The 14,622-nt window shown below is 72.4% G+C and carries 12 protein-coding genes; 8 read left to right on the top strand and 4 right to left on the bottom strand.

The features are described from left to right. Positions 1-182: 182 nt before the first annotated feature. The 3 genes from CP970_RS32095 to CP970_RS32085 all read left to right on the top strand — a co-directional run bounded on the left by CP970_RS32095 (position 183) and on the right by CP970_RS32085 (position 5,066). Positions 183-1,202, top strand: coding sequence for an AAA family ATPase (locus CP970_RS32095; RefSeq protein ID WP_055548890.1), 1,020 nt, complete (start codon positions 183-185; stop codon positions 1,200-1,202). Continuing rightward, entirely contained in the window at positions 1,202-2,569 is a 1,368-nt protein-coding gene (locus CP970_RS32090) for a DUF58 domain-containing protein (protein ID WP_055548867.1), read from the top strand. Before CP970_RS32095 ends, CP970_RS32090 begins: the two co-directional genes overlap by 1 nt. A gap of 61 nt (positions 2,570-2,630) precedes the next feature. Beyond that, complete coding sequence (locus CP970_RS32085; protein ID WP_055548869.1) at positions 2,631-5,066, top strand: transglutaminase TgpA family protein; 2,436 nt, start codon at positions 2,631-2,633, stop codon at positions 5,064-5,066. A 192-nt stretch (positions 5,067-5,258) separates the two neighbouring features. Here the strand turns inward: CP970_RS32085 and CP970_RS32080 are convergent, their stop codons facing one another. The 3 genes from CP970_RS32080 to CP970_RS32070 all read right to left on the bottom strand — a co-directional run bounded on the left by CP970_RS32080 (position 5,259) and on the right by CP970_RS32070 (position 7,406). Continuing rightward, on the bottom strand, positions 5,259-5,669 hold the full coding sequence (locus CP970_RS32080) for a DUF3040 domain-containing protein (protein WP_055548871.1): 411 nt from the start codon (positions 5,667-5,669) through the stop codon (positions 5,259-5,261). A gap of 276 nt (positions 5,670-5,945) precedes the next feature. Further along, complete coding sequence (locus tag CP970_RS32075; protein WP_055548873.1) at positions 5,946-6,782, bottom strand: methyltransferase; 837 nt, start codon at positions 6,780-6,782, stop codon at positions 5,946-5,948. A 96-nt stretch (positions 6,783-6,878) separates the two neighbouring features. Further along, positions 6,879-7,406 (bottom strand): SAV_6107 family HEPN domain-containing protein, encoded by a 528-nt coding sequence (locus CP970_RS32070; RefSeq protein ID WP_055548875.1) that lies wholly within the window; start codon positions 7,404-7,406, stop codon positions 6,879-6,881. Positions 7,407-7,566: 160 nt separating this feature from the next. Between CP970_RS32070 and CP970_RS32065 the strand changes: the two genes are divergently transcribed. The 5 genes from CP970_RS32065 (at position 7,567) to CP970_RS32045 (ending at position 13,674) form a co-directional block, all read left to right on the top strand. Beyond that, complete coding sequence (locus CP970_RS32065) at positions 7,567-8,361, top strand: ATP-binding cassette domain-containing protein (protein ID WP_055548877.1); 795 nt, start codon at positions 7,567-7,569, stop codon at positions 8,359-8,361. Next, entirely contained in the window at positions 8,333-10,417 is a 2,085-nt protein-coding gene (locus tag CP970_RS32060) for a YhgE/Pip family protein (protein ID WP_055548880.1), read from the top strand. The genes CP970_RS32065 and CP970_RS32060 overlap by 29 nt, the downstream gene beginning before the upstream one ends. A 47-nt stretch (positions 10,418-10,464) precedes the next feature. After that, the gene (locus CP970_RS32055) at positions 10,465-11,085 is read left to right on the top strand and encodes a TetR/AcrR family transcriptional regulator (RefSeq protein WP_055548882.1); all 621 of its coding nucleotides are present in this window, start codon (positions 10,465-10,467) and stop codon (positions 11,083-11,085) included. 375 nt (positions 11,086-11,460) lie between these two features. After that, positions 11,461-12,072 carry a DUF4126 domain-containing protein gene (locus CP970_RS32050; protein WP_055548891.1) on the top strand — a complete coding sequence of 204 codons (612 nt, stop codon included), beginning with the start codon at positions 11,461-11,463 and terminating at the stop codon, positions 12,070-12,072. A gap of 72 nt (positions 12,073-12,144) precedes the next feature. After that, positions 12,145-13,674 carry a phytoene desaturase family protein gene (locus CP970_RS32045; protein ID WP_055548884.1) on the top strand — a complete coding sequence of 510 codons (1,530 nt, stop codon included), beginning with the start codon at positions 12,145-12,147 and terminating at the stop codon, positions 13,672-13,674. Positions 13,675-13,692: 18 nt separating this feature from the next. Here CP970_RS32045 and CP970_RS32040 read toward each other — a convergent pair whose 3' ends face one another. Next, the gene (locus CP970_RS32040; RefSeq protein ID WP_055548886.1) at positions 13,693-14,583 is read right to left on the bottom strand and encodes a hypothetical protein; all 891 of its coding nucleotides are present in this window, start codon (positions 14,581-14,583) and stop codon (positions 13,693-13,695) included. Between the last annotated feature and the right edge of the window lie 39 nt (positions 14,584-14,622).

Here is a 14,622-nt window from a genome sequence, read left to right as displayed (position 1 = left end):
AAGGTCGTAACACCCGACAAATCGGCGCCAGTTATCCACAGGCGAGTGACACAACCCGCCATGCCCAACAACAATGCGGGGGTGGCATCACGCGGAACCACACGCGAGGTGCCGGGTAATTCGGGGTGGACCGGGCCGTGCGCGTGCAGCGACGGCCCGGAGAACGGGCCGAGGAGGGCCGGGTGACGACCTATGACGATCGAGCGAGCCTCACTGATCTGACCACGACCGCGGAGCGTGTGCGCGCGTCGGTGGAGGGTGTGATCGAGGGCAAGCCAGAGGTCGTACGGCTTTCGCTGACCGTGCTGCTCGCCGAGGGGCACCTACTGATCGAAGACGTGCCGGGCGTCGGCAAGACCATGCTGGCCAAGGCGCTCGCGCGGTCCATCGACTGCTCGGTCCGGCGCATCCAGTTCACGCCGGACCTGCTGCCTTCGGACATCACCGGTGTGTCGATCTTCGACCAGCAGCGCAGGGACTTCGAGTTCAAACCGGGCGCGATCTTCGCGCAGATCGTGATCGGCGACGAGATCAACCGCGCGTCTCCCAAGACGCAGTCCGCGCTCCTGGAGTCCATGGAGGAGCGCCAGGTCACCATCGACGGGCAGACGTACGAACTGCCCAGTCCGTTCATGGTGGTGGCCACGCAGAACCCCGTCGAGATGGAGGGGACCTATCCGCTGCCCGAGGCGCAGCGCGACCGCTTCATGGCGCGCGTCTCGATCGGCTATCCCAGCCCGGAGGCCGAGCTGCAGATGCTGGACGTCCACGGCGGCGTCTCGCCCCTCGACGACCTCCAGCCGGTGGCGCACGCCCACGACATCGTGAAGCTCATCGACGCGGTGCGCACGGTGCACGTCGCCGACTCCGTGCGGAGGTACGCGGTGGACCTGGTCGCCGCGACCCGCAGCCACCCGGAGCTCAGACTCGGGGCCTCGCCGCGCGCCACGCTGCACCTGCTGCGGGCCGCCAAGGCCTCCGCCGCGCTCAGCGGCCGTGAGTTCGCGCTCCCCGACGACGTGCAGGCACTCGCCGTCGCCGTCCTCGCCCACCGCCTGCTGCCCACCGCGCAGGCCCAGTTGAACCGGCGTACGGCCGAATCGGTGGTCCTGGAGATCATGCAGCGCACCCCGGTGCCCGCCGCCGCACAGCCCAGCAACGGCTACTTCGGTCAGCAGCCGCCCGGCGCCCGGAGGCTGTGATGACGGCCGGGGGGAGGCCGGGGGCCGCCACCGAAGACGAGAAGGGCGGACTGCGCACGGCCCTCGCGGGCCTGACCACCCGTGGGCGTTCCTTCCTCGCCGCCGGCATCGCCGCCGCCGTCTGTGCCTATGTGCTCGGCCAGAGCGATCTGCTGCGCGTCGGGCTGCTGCTCGCCGTGCTGCCGCTGGTCTGCGCCCTCGTGCTCTTCCGCACCCGCTACCGCGTCGCGGGCAGCCGCAGGCTCTCCCCCGCGCGCGTGCCCGCCGGTTCGGAGGCGCGCGTCCATCTGCGCATGGACAACGTCTCGCGGCTGCCCACGGGCCTGCTCATGCTCCAGGACCGGGTGCCCTACGTGCTGGGGCCCAGGCCCCGCTTCGTGCTGGACAGGGTCGAGGCGGGCGGCCGCCGCGAGGTCTCCTACCGCGTCCGCTCCGACCTGCGCGGACGCTATCCGCTCGGCCCCTTGCAGCTGCGTCTGACGGACCCGTTCGGGATGTGCGAACTGACGCGCTCCTTCTCGACGTACGACACCCTGACGGTCATCCCGCGCGTGGAGGCGCTGCCTCCGGTGCGCCTGACGGGTGAGGCCAAGGGGTACGGCGACGGGCGCAACCGCTCGCTCGCGCTGGCCGGTGAGGACGACGTCATCCCGCGCGGCTACCGGCACGGCGACGATCTGCGCCGGGTGCACTGGCGCTCCACCGCGCGCTACGGCGAGCTGATGGTGCGCCGCGAGGAGCAGCCGCAGCGGGCCCGCTGCACGGTGCTCCTGGACACCCGGGGCGTCGGCTTCCGCGGCGCGGGCCCCGACTCGGCCTTCGAGTGGGCGGTGTCGGGCACCGCGTCAGCCCTGGTGCACATGCTCGAACGGGGCTTCTCGGTGCGCCTGTTGACCGACACGGGCACCTCCGTGCCGGGCGAGGGCTCGGACGGCTTCGCGGGCGCGAGCCAGGAGTCGGCGGACGCGGCCGGACTGATGATGGACACCCTCGCGGTGATCGACCACTCGGACAGCACCGGGCTCTCCCGGGCGTACGACGTGCTGCGCGGCGGGAACGAGGGCCTTCTTGTCGCCTTCCTCGGCGACCTCGACGAGGAGCAGGCCACGGTGGTCGCCAAGATGCGGCAGCGCAGCGGCTCGGCGGTCGCCTTCGTCCTGGACAGCGAGAGCTGGGCGCGGGGACCGGGCGGCGAGCCGTCCGGCGCGGGCGACGCGCGCGTGCGGATGCTGCGCGAGGCGGGCTGGACCGCCCTGGTGGTCCAGCCGGGGGCGGGCTTCGGGGACCTGTGGCGCCAGGCGGACCACGCGCGCGCCAGCGCGGGCCCGGCCCCGGCGACGGGCACGACCACCGGGGGCTGGGCATGACGGGCTCGCACCCGGGCGTCGCCCCGGTGCGTGAGAGAACGACGACAGTGGGGGGACGGTCATGAGTGGACGCACGCGACTCGCGCTGTGTGCCACCGCGGCCACGCTGATGGCATCGAGCGCGCTGCTGCCGCTCGTCGATCCTGCGACGTGGTACCTGCAAGCGGTGATCCTGCTCGCGCTGCAGAGCGGGGTGGGCGCGCTGACCCGGCGGATCCCGCTGGCCAGGCCGGTCACCGTGGCCGTGCAGGCACTGGTGACGCTGCTGCTGCTCACGCTGGTCTTCGCCCGCGAGCAGGCCATCGCGGGGGTGCTTCCCGGACCTGAGGTGTTCCAGAGGTTCGGCGTGCTCCTACAGGCGGGCGGCGACGACGTCGGGCGGTACGCGATCCCGGCGCCGCTCAGCGACGGCATCCGGCTGATGCTGGTCGGCGGCGTCCTGGTGATCGGCCTCGCGGTGGACGCCCTCGCGGTGACGTTCCGTACGGCGGCCCCGGCCGGGCTCCCGCTGCTCGCGCTGTACTCGGTCGCGGCGGGCCTCTCCGGAGACGGCGCCGGATGGCTGTGGTTCCTGCTCGCGTCCGCCGGTTATCTGCTGCTGCTCCTGGCCGAGGGCCGCGACCGGCTCTCCCAGTGGGGCCGGGTCTTCGGCGGCGCGGCGCGCGCACCCGGACGGGTCTCCGGCGGTCTGGAGAGCAATACGGGAGCGATCGCGCCGGTCCGCACGGGTCGGCGCATCGGCGCCGTCGCGCTGGGCGTCGCGCTGGTGGTGCCGCTGGGCCTGCCCGCCCTCGACGGCGGACTCCTGGACGGCCCTGGCGGTGCGGGGGTCGGTGGCCGGGGCGGCGGCGGCACGATCTCCGCCGTCAATCCGCTGGTCGCGCTCCAGGACAGCCTGAACCAGCCGGAGGACCGCGAGGTCATCTCCTACCGGACGAACGCCGAGCAGACCGACGAGATGTACCTGCGGATCGTCTCGCTCGACCAGTTCGACGGGACGACGTGGAAAACGACCGTCCGGAGCATCGAGGACGTGCCCTTGCCGCTTCCCGAGCCCCGGGGCCTCAACCCCGACGTGCGCAGGACCGAGGTCCAGACGAACATCTCGGCGGCCGAGAGCTACGCGCAGAACTGGCTGCCCATGCCGTTCCCCGCCAGTCAGGTGGAGATCGACGGCCGCTGGCGGTTCGAGCCGGTGGGCCGCGCCCTGGTAGGGGACCGGGGCCAGACCACCAGCGGCGCGCAGTACAAGGTCAAGAGCCTGATCGTGGAGCCCACGGCCGAGCAGTTGGCGAACGCGCCCGCTCCCCCTGCGGACCTGGCCCGCGAGTTCACCAAGGTGCCCGACTCGCTGCCCGGGGTGGTCGCGAACACGGCCCGCAAGGTCACCAAGGGCGCGGCCAATCCCTACGAGCAGGCGGTCAAGCTCCAGGACTACTTCGCCTCGGACGGCGGGTTCACGTACAACACCCAGGTGCGGGCGGGCAGCGGTCCCGCCGCGATCGGCCGCTTCCTGGAGCAGAAGGAAGGCTTCTGCGTCCACTTCTCGTTCGCGATGGCCTCGATGGCGCGGACGCTGGGGATCCCGGCCCGGGTCGCGGTGGGCTTCACGCCGGGGTCCGCACAGGCCGACGGCACGATGTCGGTCGGCCTTCGGGACGCGCACGCCTGGCCCGAGCTGTACTTCGAGGGCGTGGGCTGGACCCGCTTCGAGCCGACGCCGACCCGTGGCTCGGTGCCCGACTACACCCGCTCGGACTCGCCGTCCGACGGCGCGAGCGACCCGGCCGCCCCCGAGCCCTCCGCCTCCGCCGAGCCGTCCACGGCTCCCTCGGCGTCCGACAGCTGCCCGCCCGACCAGCGCAAGCAGGGCGGCTGCTCCAGCGCGGCCCCGCAGGTCGTGGCCGGTTCGGGCGGGGAGGGACCGCCTCTCGCGATGATCGTGGGGGTGGGGCTCGCGGCCCTGCTGATCCTCACGGTGCCCTTCTTGCCGCTGCTGTGGCGGACCAGGGTGCGGGCCGTCCGCCTGGGGGCCACCGGACGCACCGAGGCGGACTCGGCCGCGCGGACCCTGGCCGCCTGGCTCGAAGTGATCGACACGGCCTGGGACCACGGCATCGAACCGGACGAGTCACAGACGCCCCGGAAGGCGGCGGCGCGGATCGTCCGCATCGGAGAGCTGTCCGGCGATCCCGCGGAGGCCGTGCACCGGGTGGCGGCCGCGGTGGAACAGGTGCTCTACGCTCCACGGCCGCAGCTCCCGGCAGGCCTCTCCGAGGACGTACGACGTGTCCGCGACGGGCTGCGGGCCTCGGCGAACCGGGCCGCCAGGCTGCGGGCGACGCTCGCGCCGCGTTCGGCCGCTCGGGTGGTGTGGGCGGCATCGGACCGCTGGGCGGCGTTCCGCACGCGCTGTGGCGAACGTCTCGGCTCGTGGTGGGCGACGCTCCTGAAGCGGGGGCCGTCGCGGCGGGCACAGGCGGAACAGCAGGGCTGAGGGGCTGAGGCGGTGAGGAGCTGAGGCACTGTTCGGCGCCGGTCCGGTTCGGACCGGCGCCGCCGGGTGTGGCTGCCTGGCCCAGTCGTGCGGGATACGAAGACATGTATGAGGGGTGACCGCCCGCGGGCGGTCACCCCTCATACATGTCTGTCGGGCCGGGTCCGTCAGGTCAGCGCGGCGGCGCCGAACTCACTGACCACCCTGCTCGTCTCGGCGGCGCTGCCAGCGCTGCTCGATCCGGTCCATCACGGAGCGGCGCTGCCTGGTCTGCCGACGGGGCTGTGCCCCACCCTGCGCGGCGGCCGCGCCCGAAGGCTGTTCGCCCGGCTTCGGCGCTTTGCGCCAACCGGTGACGGCCAGCACCGCGCAGCCCAGCATGACGAGGAACCCCACCACGCTGATCCAGATCTGCTGGGCGACCATTCCGGCCATGAGAAGGGCGATGCCCACCAGGAAGCCCGCGACCGCTTGGTAGACCCGCTTCCGGGTGTACGTACGCAGCCCGCTTCCCTCAAGCGCTGTCGCGAACTTGGGATCTTCGGCGTACAGCGCTCGCTCCATTTGCTCGAGCATGCGCTGCTCGTGCTCCGAGAGCGGCACGGAGTCCTCCTCATCGTGCAGTCGCCGGGGCGACCGGGGGTCCCCTTCAGGATAGGCAGGGAATCGCCCCCGTGAAACCCGCCCCTCTGCGCCAACTTCGCCAAACCGGACCCTGCACATCGCTCCGGCTCGCTGAAGCGTGCATTCCCCAGCGGCCGAACCGTCATGCAGGACGGTGTCCCTCGATCATACGGCGCCGGTAGCCCGTTCGGGGGGCCTGTGGCGTACTCCATGTGCGGCTGCGTCGCTGATCAGCGGGGCAGCCGCACGCGTACCTCATGCCTCGGTGGACTCCCTGGCCTCACCGAGCACATGCAACTGGGTGGCCACGGAGTGGAACGCGGGCAGTTCGGCGGCCGCCGCCTCCAGCGCGAGGAGGGCCTCCAAGGCGCCCGGCTCGGTGTCCACGAGGACGCCGGGGACCAGGTCGGCGAAGACCCGCACGCCGTGCACCGCGTCGACGCGCACGCCCGCCGCCTCGACCAGCTCGGTGAGCTGGTCGGCGGTGAAGCGCCGGGGCACGGGGTCGCCCTCGCCCCAGCGTCCCGCCGGGTCGGTGAGCGCGACCTGTGCCTCCTTGAAGTGCCCGGCGAGGGCGCGCGCGAGCACGGCGCCGCCGAGGCCCGCGCCGAGCAGGCTGAGCACGCCGGAGGGGCGCAGCGCGTCGACGGCGAGGCGGACGCCCTCGGCCGGGTCGTCCACGTACTCCAGGACGCCGTGGCACAGGACGGCGTCGAAGCCGCCGCGCTCGACGACGTCGAAGAGGCCGAGGACATCGCCCTGCACGCCTCGTACGCGATCGGCGACACCGGCCTCGGCGGCCCTGCGCTCCAGGGCGAACAGCGCGTTCGGGCTGGGGTCGACGACGGTGACGCGGTGACCGAGGAGGGCGACCGGCACCGCGAAGTTGCCGCTGCCGCCTCCCGTGTCGAGCACGTCGAGCTCGGTGCGCGACTCCCGGCCCGTGACCTTGACCCGGCGGTCGAGGGCGTCCTTCAGGACGTCCCAGACCACGGCGGTCCGCAGCGAGGCGCGCGGACGAGGGGGGTCGGAGCGCTGCGACGCCGCTTGCGGGCTGTGGTGGGAGGCGGGCGGGCGCATCGGGTCCGACACGGCAGTTGACTCCTCGGCGCGTGGGATTCGGTTGCCCCCACCCTATTGCCTGACGCCCGGTGCCCCGGCCACCGTCCCGTGCCGCGCCCGCGCCGGTCAGCCCACGTGTGGCGGCTCCTGTCTGGGCTGGGGCAGCACGGGCTGCAGCACCAGCATCCGCTCGACGATGCGCAGGAACATCGCGACGTCACGGAGCAGGTCGTCGGCGTCGCGGACGGTGGCCGCGCCCTGGATGCCCGCCTCCGCGCGGGCCCTGCGGGCGGCGCCGGAGGCGAACAGGGCGCTCCACTCGGTCAGTTCGGGGGCTATCTCGGGGAGCACTTCCCAGGCGCTTCGGATGCGCTGCCTGCGGCGTGGGGTGGTCTCCGGCCTGCCGCGGGCGGCGAGCACGGCGGCCGCGGTGCGCAGGGCGGCGAGGTGGGCGGTGGCATAGCGCTCGTTCGACGTGTCCAGGCGGGCGGCCTCGTCGAGTCCGGCGCGGGCCTGGGCGAGCAGTTCGAGGGCGGCGGGCGGGGCGGTCGCGCGGCGCAGGACGGGGTGGACATCGCTCGCCGGGCCGGTCAGTGAGGAAACAGGGCCGACGGCGCTGTGCCGGTGTGTGGCTGCTGCGGAACTCCTGGCCATGACGAACCTCCTGTCGTCGTGTGACGGCGCAGTGGCCGTATGTGCCCATCGTGGAGTACGCCACTGACAATCGGCTCTGACCTGGGCCTTTGCCTCGATCGAGGGTTCGGGCTTATTTTTGAACTGACCAGTCAGTCCAAAAGGAGGGGCAGGGGGGACTGTGGACGGTCCGACCGACAGCGTGCGCGGAGCCGCCGTCACAGCCGAGGGGTTCGGGCTCAAGGGCCCGCGCGGCTGGGCGTTCCGGGGCATCGACATCGACGCGGAGTCCGGCTCGCTGATCGCACTGGAAGGCCCTTCGGGATCCGGCCGCACCTGTCTGCTGCTCGCCCTGACGGGACGCATGCGCGCCACCGAGGGCCGGGCGTCCGTCGGCCGCCTCCGGCTGCCCAAACAGCTGGCCGGGGTGCGCCGGATCAGCGGGCTCGGCCCCGTGCCTGGCGTCACCGATCTCGACCCGGCGCTGACCGTCGCCGAGCACCTGCGCGAACGGGCGCTCCTGGAGCGGCGGTTCGGCGGTCCGCTGCGAGGGCTCCTGCGGCCGCGCGCCGAGCGCGTGAACGAGACGAAGCTGCGGATCGACACCGCGCTGATCGCCGCCGGGCTCGACATGGAGCAGCTCCCCAAGGGGCGGCGGACCTCCGTGCGCGACCTGGAGCGGCTGGAGGCCCTGCGGCTCTCCATAACCCTCGCCCTGATCGGCAGGCCGCGCGTGCTCGGCGTCGACGACACCGACCTGAAGCTCTCGGACGCCGAACGGGCCGAGGCATGGGCCCTGCTGAAGTCCCTCGCCGACGGCGGGACGACCGTGGTGGCGGTGTGCAGCGAGGCGCCCGACGGCGCGGTCGTGGTGCGCACGGGCAACGCCACCACGGGCACCACGGGCACCACCACCGACTCGACGACTGACGACAAGGAGACGGCGGATGCGCTCGCCGAAGCTGGCCGCGCTTGAGCTCAGGCGCTTCGGCAGGGGGAAGCTGCCGCGCGCCGCGCTCGTCGCGCTCCTGCTGCTTCCGCTGCTGTACGGCGCGCTGTACCTGTGGTCCTTCTGGGACCCGTACGGCCGCCTCGACCGCATCCCCGTGGCGCTCGTCAACGACGACAAGGGAGCGTCCGCTTCGGGCCAGAAGCTCGCGGCGGGCGACAACATCGTCGAGAAGCTGCGCGACAGCAAGACCTTCGACTGGCACGAGGTGAGCGACGAAGAGGCGCGCAAGGGCGTCGAGGACGGCACCTACTACCTGTCGCTGACCATGCCGTCGGACTTCAGCAAGCGCATCGCGTCGAGTTCGGGGGACTCTCCGGAGACGGGTGCCCTTCGGGTCCGTACGAACGACGCCAACAACTACATCGTCGGGCAGATCTCCCGGACGGTCTTCTCCGAGGTACGTTCCGCCGCGTCCACGAAGGCGTCCCGCGGCTTCCTCGACAAGATCTTCGTCTCGTTCTCCGACATCCACGGCGCGACGCAGAAGGCCGCCGAGGGCGCCGACAAGCTCGACGGCGGCATCGGCAAGGCGAAGAAGGGCTCCAAGGACCTCGCGAACGGCCTCAAGGACGCCAAGGACGGCAGCGGCGATCTGGCCGGTGGCGTCAAGAAGCTGCACAAGGGCGCGGGCGACCTGGAGGTCGGCGCGAAGAAGGTCTCGGACGGCACGCAGAAGCTGGCCGACAAGGTCAACGGCACCGCGGACCAGGTGCGGCCCTTCCTGAAGGACAACGGCAAGACCATCGGGGACAGCGCACAGCTCGCCGCCGACTCCTCCAAGGCGATGCGCCGCAACCTCGCCGACTGGGTCAAGCTCGCGCCGGAGGCCGCCAAGGGGGCCAAGAGCGGCCACCGGGTCATCAGCAACTTCTACGCGGAGCAGTGCGAACAGGCTCCCGTGGCCGCCCCCTTCTGCCCCGAGCTCAAGGACGTGAAGGAGGCCGCCGCGAACGTGTCGACCATCGCGGACGACCTCGACACCCTGGTCAAGGACCAGAACAGCGACGTCAAGCAGCTCGACGAGAACCTCGCCACGCTGCAGAAGCAGTCGCAGCGCCTGGCCGACCGGGCGCCGCACCTCGACGAGGACCTGAATACGGCCGTCACCCAGATCAACGACCTCAACAAGGGCGCGGGCAAGGTCACCAAGGGCGCCACGAAGCTGCACGCGGGACTCGGCACCGCCAAGACCGGCGCCCGCGACCTGGACACGGGCGTCGGCAAGCTGGAGACGGGCGCGAGCGACCTCAAGGGCGGCATGTTCAAGCTGGCCGACGGCTCCGCCGAGCTGTCGGGCGGGCTGCACGACGGCGTCAAGAAGATCCCCGACTACGACAAGAAGGACCGGGACGCGCGCACCGACGTCATGGCCGACCCCGTGCAGCTGGCCTCCCAGTCGATGCACAAGGCGCCCAACTACGGCACGGGCTTCGCGCCGTACTTCATCCCGCTGTCCCTGTGGGTGGGCGCGATGGTGGCGTACATGCTGATCCAGCCGCTCAACCGGCGCGCGCTCGCCGCGGGCGCCTCCGCGTGGCGCATCGCGCTGGCGGGCTGGCTCCCGGTGGCGGCGCTCGGCGTGCTCCAGACGGCGGCCCTGCTCTCGGTCCTGCACTGGGGCCTCGGCCTGCAGATGGCGCGGGCGGCCGGGACGGTGGGCTTCCTGTGCCTGGTGACGGCGTGCTTCGCGGCGATCGTGCAGTGGCTGAACGCCCGCTTCGGAGCGGCGGGACGGATCCTCGTGCTCGCCGTCCTGATGCTGCAGTTGACCTCGGCGGGCGGTACGTATCCGGTGCAGACGAGCCCCGGATTCTTCAGCGCGATCCACCCCTTCTTGCCGATGAGTTACGTCGTCGAGGCTCTCCGGAGACTCATCACGGGCGGCGGGCTCGGCCCGGTCTGGCAGGGCTGTGCGGTCCTTTCGGCCTTCACTCTGGGCGCCCTGGCACTCACCGCGCTCTCCGCTCGCCGCAAGCAGGTGTGGACCCTGGACCGGCTGCACCCAGAGCTGAGCCTGTGAGCACGGCGGGTCCTGGCAGCCCGGCGCGACCTGTGAGAATCAAGGCCATGGACAGCAGTGCAGGCAGCACCCGGCGCGAGGCCACCCGGCAGAAGCTCTACGAGGCCGCCGTCACCCTCATCGCGGAACAGGGCTTCTCGGCCACGACGGTCGACGAGATCGCCGAACGGGCCGGGGTCGCGAAGGGCACGGTCTACTACAACTTCGCGAGCAAGTCGGTCCTCTTCGAAGAGCTGCTGCGGCACGGCGTCGGCCTGCTGACCGCCTCCCTGAAGGAGGCGGCCGAGGAGGCCGCCAGGAACGACGGCACCAAGGTCGACGCTCTGGACGCGATGATCAGGGCAGGTCTTGTCTTCATCAACCGCTACCCGGCCTTCACCCAGCTGTACGTGGCCGAGCTCTGGCGGACCAACCGGGCCTGGCAGTCCACGCTCCTCGTGGTCAGGCAGCAGGCCGTCGCGGTGGTCGAGGACGTCCTGCGGGCGGGCGTCGACAACGGCGAGCTGAGCGAGGAGATCGACATCCCGCTGACGGCCGCCGCGCTCGTCGGCATGGTCCTGGTGGCCGCCCTCGACTGGCAGGCGTTCCAGCCGGAGCGCTCGCTCGACGACGTGCACGCGGCGCTCTCCCGGCTGCTGCAGGGCCGGGTCAGCGGCACGCGCGCGTAGGCCCCCGTAGGCCCCTCAACGCCTCCGTGGAACGACACCGGCCCGGTGCCTCCTGATACTCCAGGTGGCACCGGGCCGGTGCTTTTCTCTTGTTCCCCCGTGACCCCCGTGCGACCCCCGTGTGGTCGTCCCCCGAGTCACCCCCGTGTCTCGCTCCCACCTTTCGGCGGGAGGAGCGGCCAAGGGCGCCGCACCGTTCCGCCGCCCCGTGTCGGCGGTACCGGCGCTGCGCCCTTCTCCGTGCCCCACACTCTTCCGTCTTCGCAGGTGGGGGCCTATCCGCGCAGCTACTCATCTCACTCACTAGGTACGGATACTCAGGCGTACGCACTCAACCCCAGGCCGATGGATCTCCAACTGGTTACGATCGCGTCCGTGTCCGTACTCCCCCTGGTGTTCACCAGCGGCTGGGCGAGCGGGATCAACGCGTACGCCGTGGTCCTGCTGCTCGGCGTCTTCGGCGCGACCGGGCTCACCGACGAGGTGCCCGAGTCGCTCCAGCGTCCCGATGTGCTGATCGCCGCCGGTGTGCTCTTCCTCTGCGAGGCCGTGGCCGACAAGGTCCCCTACGTCGACTCGGTGTGGGACACCGTGCACACCGTGATCAGACCGGTGTCCGGTGCCGTGGTCGGGGCGCTGCTCGCGGGGCAGAGCGGGTCGCTCTCGGATCTGGCCGCGGGGGCGGTGGGCGGGTCGACCGCGCTGGCCAGCCATGCGGTGAAGACCGGCACGCGGATGGCGATCAACACCTCGCCCGAGCCGTTCAGCAACGTCGTGATGAGCACGGCCGAGGACCTCGGGGTCGGCGGGATCATCACCTTCGCGATGTTCTATCCCGAGGCGGCGGCGATCATCGCGGCCGTACTGCTGCTGATCGGCCTGTTCCTGCTGTTCTTCCTGGTCTCGCGGATCCGGCGGTTCCTGCGGCGCAGGGCGCAGCGGCGCGAGGAGAAGCTGCTCGCGGGCCGCACCGGGCCGCCGCCCTGAGCCGCGTTGAGCCGCCCGCCCAGGACCGGGGCTCCGGCGTGACTGTCAGTGGCGGCCGATAAAGTCCCTGGCATGGCACGGATTGTGGTGATCGGCGCCGGGATGGGCGCGATGACGGCTGCCGCCCGGCTGGCCGTCGCGGGCCACCGGGTGGTGGTGTACGAACGCGGGCAGACGTACGGCGGCGCGCTCGGCCGCGTCGAGCGGGACGGCTTCGCCTTCGACACGGGCCCCGCGCTGCTCCAGCTCCCCGCGGTCTACCGCGACTTGTTCGTCAAGACGGGCAAGGAGCCCCTGGAGAAGTGCGTCGAGCTCTCCCAGGTCGAGCCCGCCGCGCGCCACGTCTTCGCGGACGGCACCACGGCCGACCTGCCGAACGCCTCACGGGCGGGCGTGGGAGAGGCCCTGGACGCGGCTCTGGGGGGCGGCGCGGGCGCCCGCTGGGCGGCCTTCATGAACCGCGCGCGGGATGCCTGGGACCGCACCCGCCGCCCGCTCCTCGAAGAGCCGCTGTGGGCGGACTGGAAGGTGTTCGCCGAGCGTGAGCCCTATCCCTCGGTGGCCCGGAAGCGGCTGCTGCGCCGCGAGCGGCGTGCGGTCACGCTCGGTGAGATCGCCGAGTTCGAGCTGGGCGACGACGCCAGACTGCGCGCGCTCCTGGAGCACTTCGCGCTCGGGGCGGGCCTCGACCCCAGGACGGCACCGGCGAGCGCGGCGATCCTGCCGTATCTGGAGCAGACCTTCGGTGTCTGGTCGGTGGCGGGCGGCATGCGCGCCCTGGCCCGGGCCGTGTACGAGCGGTGCCTGGCCCGCCGGGTCGAGTTCGTGTTCGGTGCGGCGGTGACGCGGATCGTGACGAAGGACGGCCGGGCCGCGGGCGTCGAGCTCGCCGACGGCAGCGTGGCCGATGCGGACTTCGTCGTCGCGGGTGTCGCCCCCGCCGCGCTGGACGGGCTGCTGCCCGGCCCCGGCGTGGACCTGCGCGCGGCGGACGACGCCCCCGCCCAGTCCGGCATGCCGAGCCGTCTGACGGTCCTGCTCGCCCTGTCAGGACCCCGCCCCGCGGGCGCCCCGCACCGGACCGTGGTGCACGCCGCGGACCGCGCCGCCGAGCTGGCGGCCCTGTTCGGCGGCGGCGACGCCATGGCGGACCGCCCCACGGTCGCCGTGACGCGCCCCGACGACCCGGCGGCGGTGCCGGACGAGGCGCACGAGGCGGTGACCCTGACCGCGACGGTGCCCGCGCACCGCGCCGCCTCCGACCGGGCCTCGCGGGAGGTCTTCGCGGCGCGGGCCGAGCAGCTGATCACGCACGCCGAGCGGGCCGTGCCCGGTCTGCGCGAGCGGCTCCTGTGGCATGAGGTCCGCACCCCGTCGGACATCGCGGAGGCCACCGGTGCCGACGGCGGAGCGGTGCCCGCCCCGACGCTCGCCGCGGCCGACGGCAGGCATCTGCACCCGGCCAACAGCACGCGCGTGCAGGGGCTTTACGCCGTCGGCGGCTGGTCCCACCCCGGCGGCGGCCTGCCGCACGCGGGCATGTCGGGCACGCTGGTGGCCGGTCTGATCGTCGAGGGCCCGGAGTTCCGCGGCTCGCAGTGAGCCTTCCCCGGGCCGGGCTCAGTACCGGTACTGCTGCTCGTTGTAGCCCGAGTTGTCGTAACCGCCGGTGTTCCCGCCCTGGTACGGATGGGGCTGCTCCGGCGGGAGTTCGCCGCCGTAGGGGTACGGGTCGTCGGTGCTGCGCTGCTGCGGCACCCAGACCCCGCCGGGCGGCGTCTCCTGGTAGGTCTCGCCTAGCCCGCCGTAGGTGTCGCCGCCGTACGGCGCGTACTGCTGCTGGTCTCCGTAGGCGTCGTAGTTCTGGCCCGCGCCGTAGGTCTGCGTGCCGATGTACGGATCGGAGTAGGCGGCGTACTGCTGCTGGCCGGTCTCGTCGTACCCGTACGCCTGCTGGTCGTACCCGGTGAAGGCCGCGGCGTCGTATCCGTAGCCGTCGCCCTGGTAGGCCTCGTCCGCGCCCTGCTGTCGCGCGTACGCCGCGTCGCTGTACACGCCGTACTGCCCTGTGTCGTCCGGCAGCGGCTCGGGCTCGTATATCCCGGGGTCGCCGAGGCCGAGTCCGTCGGGGTCGTGCGCGGGCGGCGGCGGGACCTCGAACTCCAGGTCGGAGACTTGGAGCGTCGGGTCCTTGGTCTCCGCGCCCTGCGCGGCGGCGCCCCGCGAGGAACCCCTGCGGCGCTTGCTGAGACCCGGCTGTCCGCCGAGCGCCCAGCCGGTGGAGAAGCCCTTGCGGAACGACAGCGTCACGTAGGTCTGGCCGGTGGCGAAGGCGACGGCGCCGAGGGCGATCACCCACACCGACGGCATCAGCACGCCGAGTACGACGCCGAGGAAGCCCACGAAGGCCAGCAGCCGCCAGCGCAGCCTGGCCTTGTACTGCAGCAGCACCTCGCCCAGCAGCCACAGCGCGACGAATCCGAACGCGATGTAGAGGACCGCCCAGCCCATGTACGCCCCTCTCCCCTACCGCTGTTCCCCGTGGGTATC

Source organism: Streptomyces kanamyceticus (assembly GCF_008704495.1).
Taxonomy (GTDB): Bacteria; Actinomycetota; Actinomycetes; order Streptomycetales; family Streptomycetaceae; genus Streptomyces; species Streptomyces kanamyceticus.
Note: the sequence above shows the minus strand (reverse complement) of the source record. Positions and strands in the feature narration are given on the sequence as shown.

Excerpts from the sequence above, each read along its gene's own strand:
- CP970_RS32090 (WP_055548867.1), top strand. The coding sequence starts at position 1,202 with ATGACGGCCGGGGGGAGGCCGGGGGCCGCCACCGAAGACGAGAAGGGC.
- CP970_RS32085 (WP_055548869.1), top strand. The coding sequence starts at position 2,631 with ATGAGTGGACGCACGCGACTCGCGCTGTGTGCCACCGCGGCCACGCTG.
- CP970_RS32070 (WP_055548875.1), bottom strand. The coding sequence starts at position 7,406 with ATGGCCAGGAGTTCCGCAGCAGCCACACACCGGCACAGCGCCGTCGGC.
- CP970_RS32060 (WP_055548880.1), top strand. The coding sequence starts at position 8,333 with ATGCGCTCGCCGAAGCTGGCCGCGCTTGAGCTCAGGCGCTTCGGCAGG.
- CP970_RS32055 (WP_055548882.1), top strand. The coding sequence starts at position 10,465 with ATGGACAGCAGTGCAGGCAGCACCCGGCGCGAGGCCACCCGGCAGAAG.
- CP970_RS32045 (WP_055548884.1), top strand. The coding sequence starts at position 12,145 with ATGGCACGGATTGTGGTGATCGGCGCCGGGATGGGCGCGATGACGGCT.
- CP970_RS32040 (WP_055548886.1), bottom strand. The coding sequence starts at position 14,583 with ATGGGCTGGGCGGTCCTCTACATCGCGTTCGGATTCGTCGCGCTGTGG.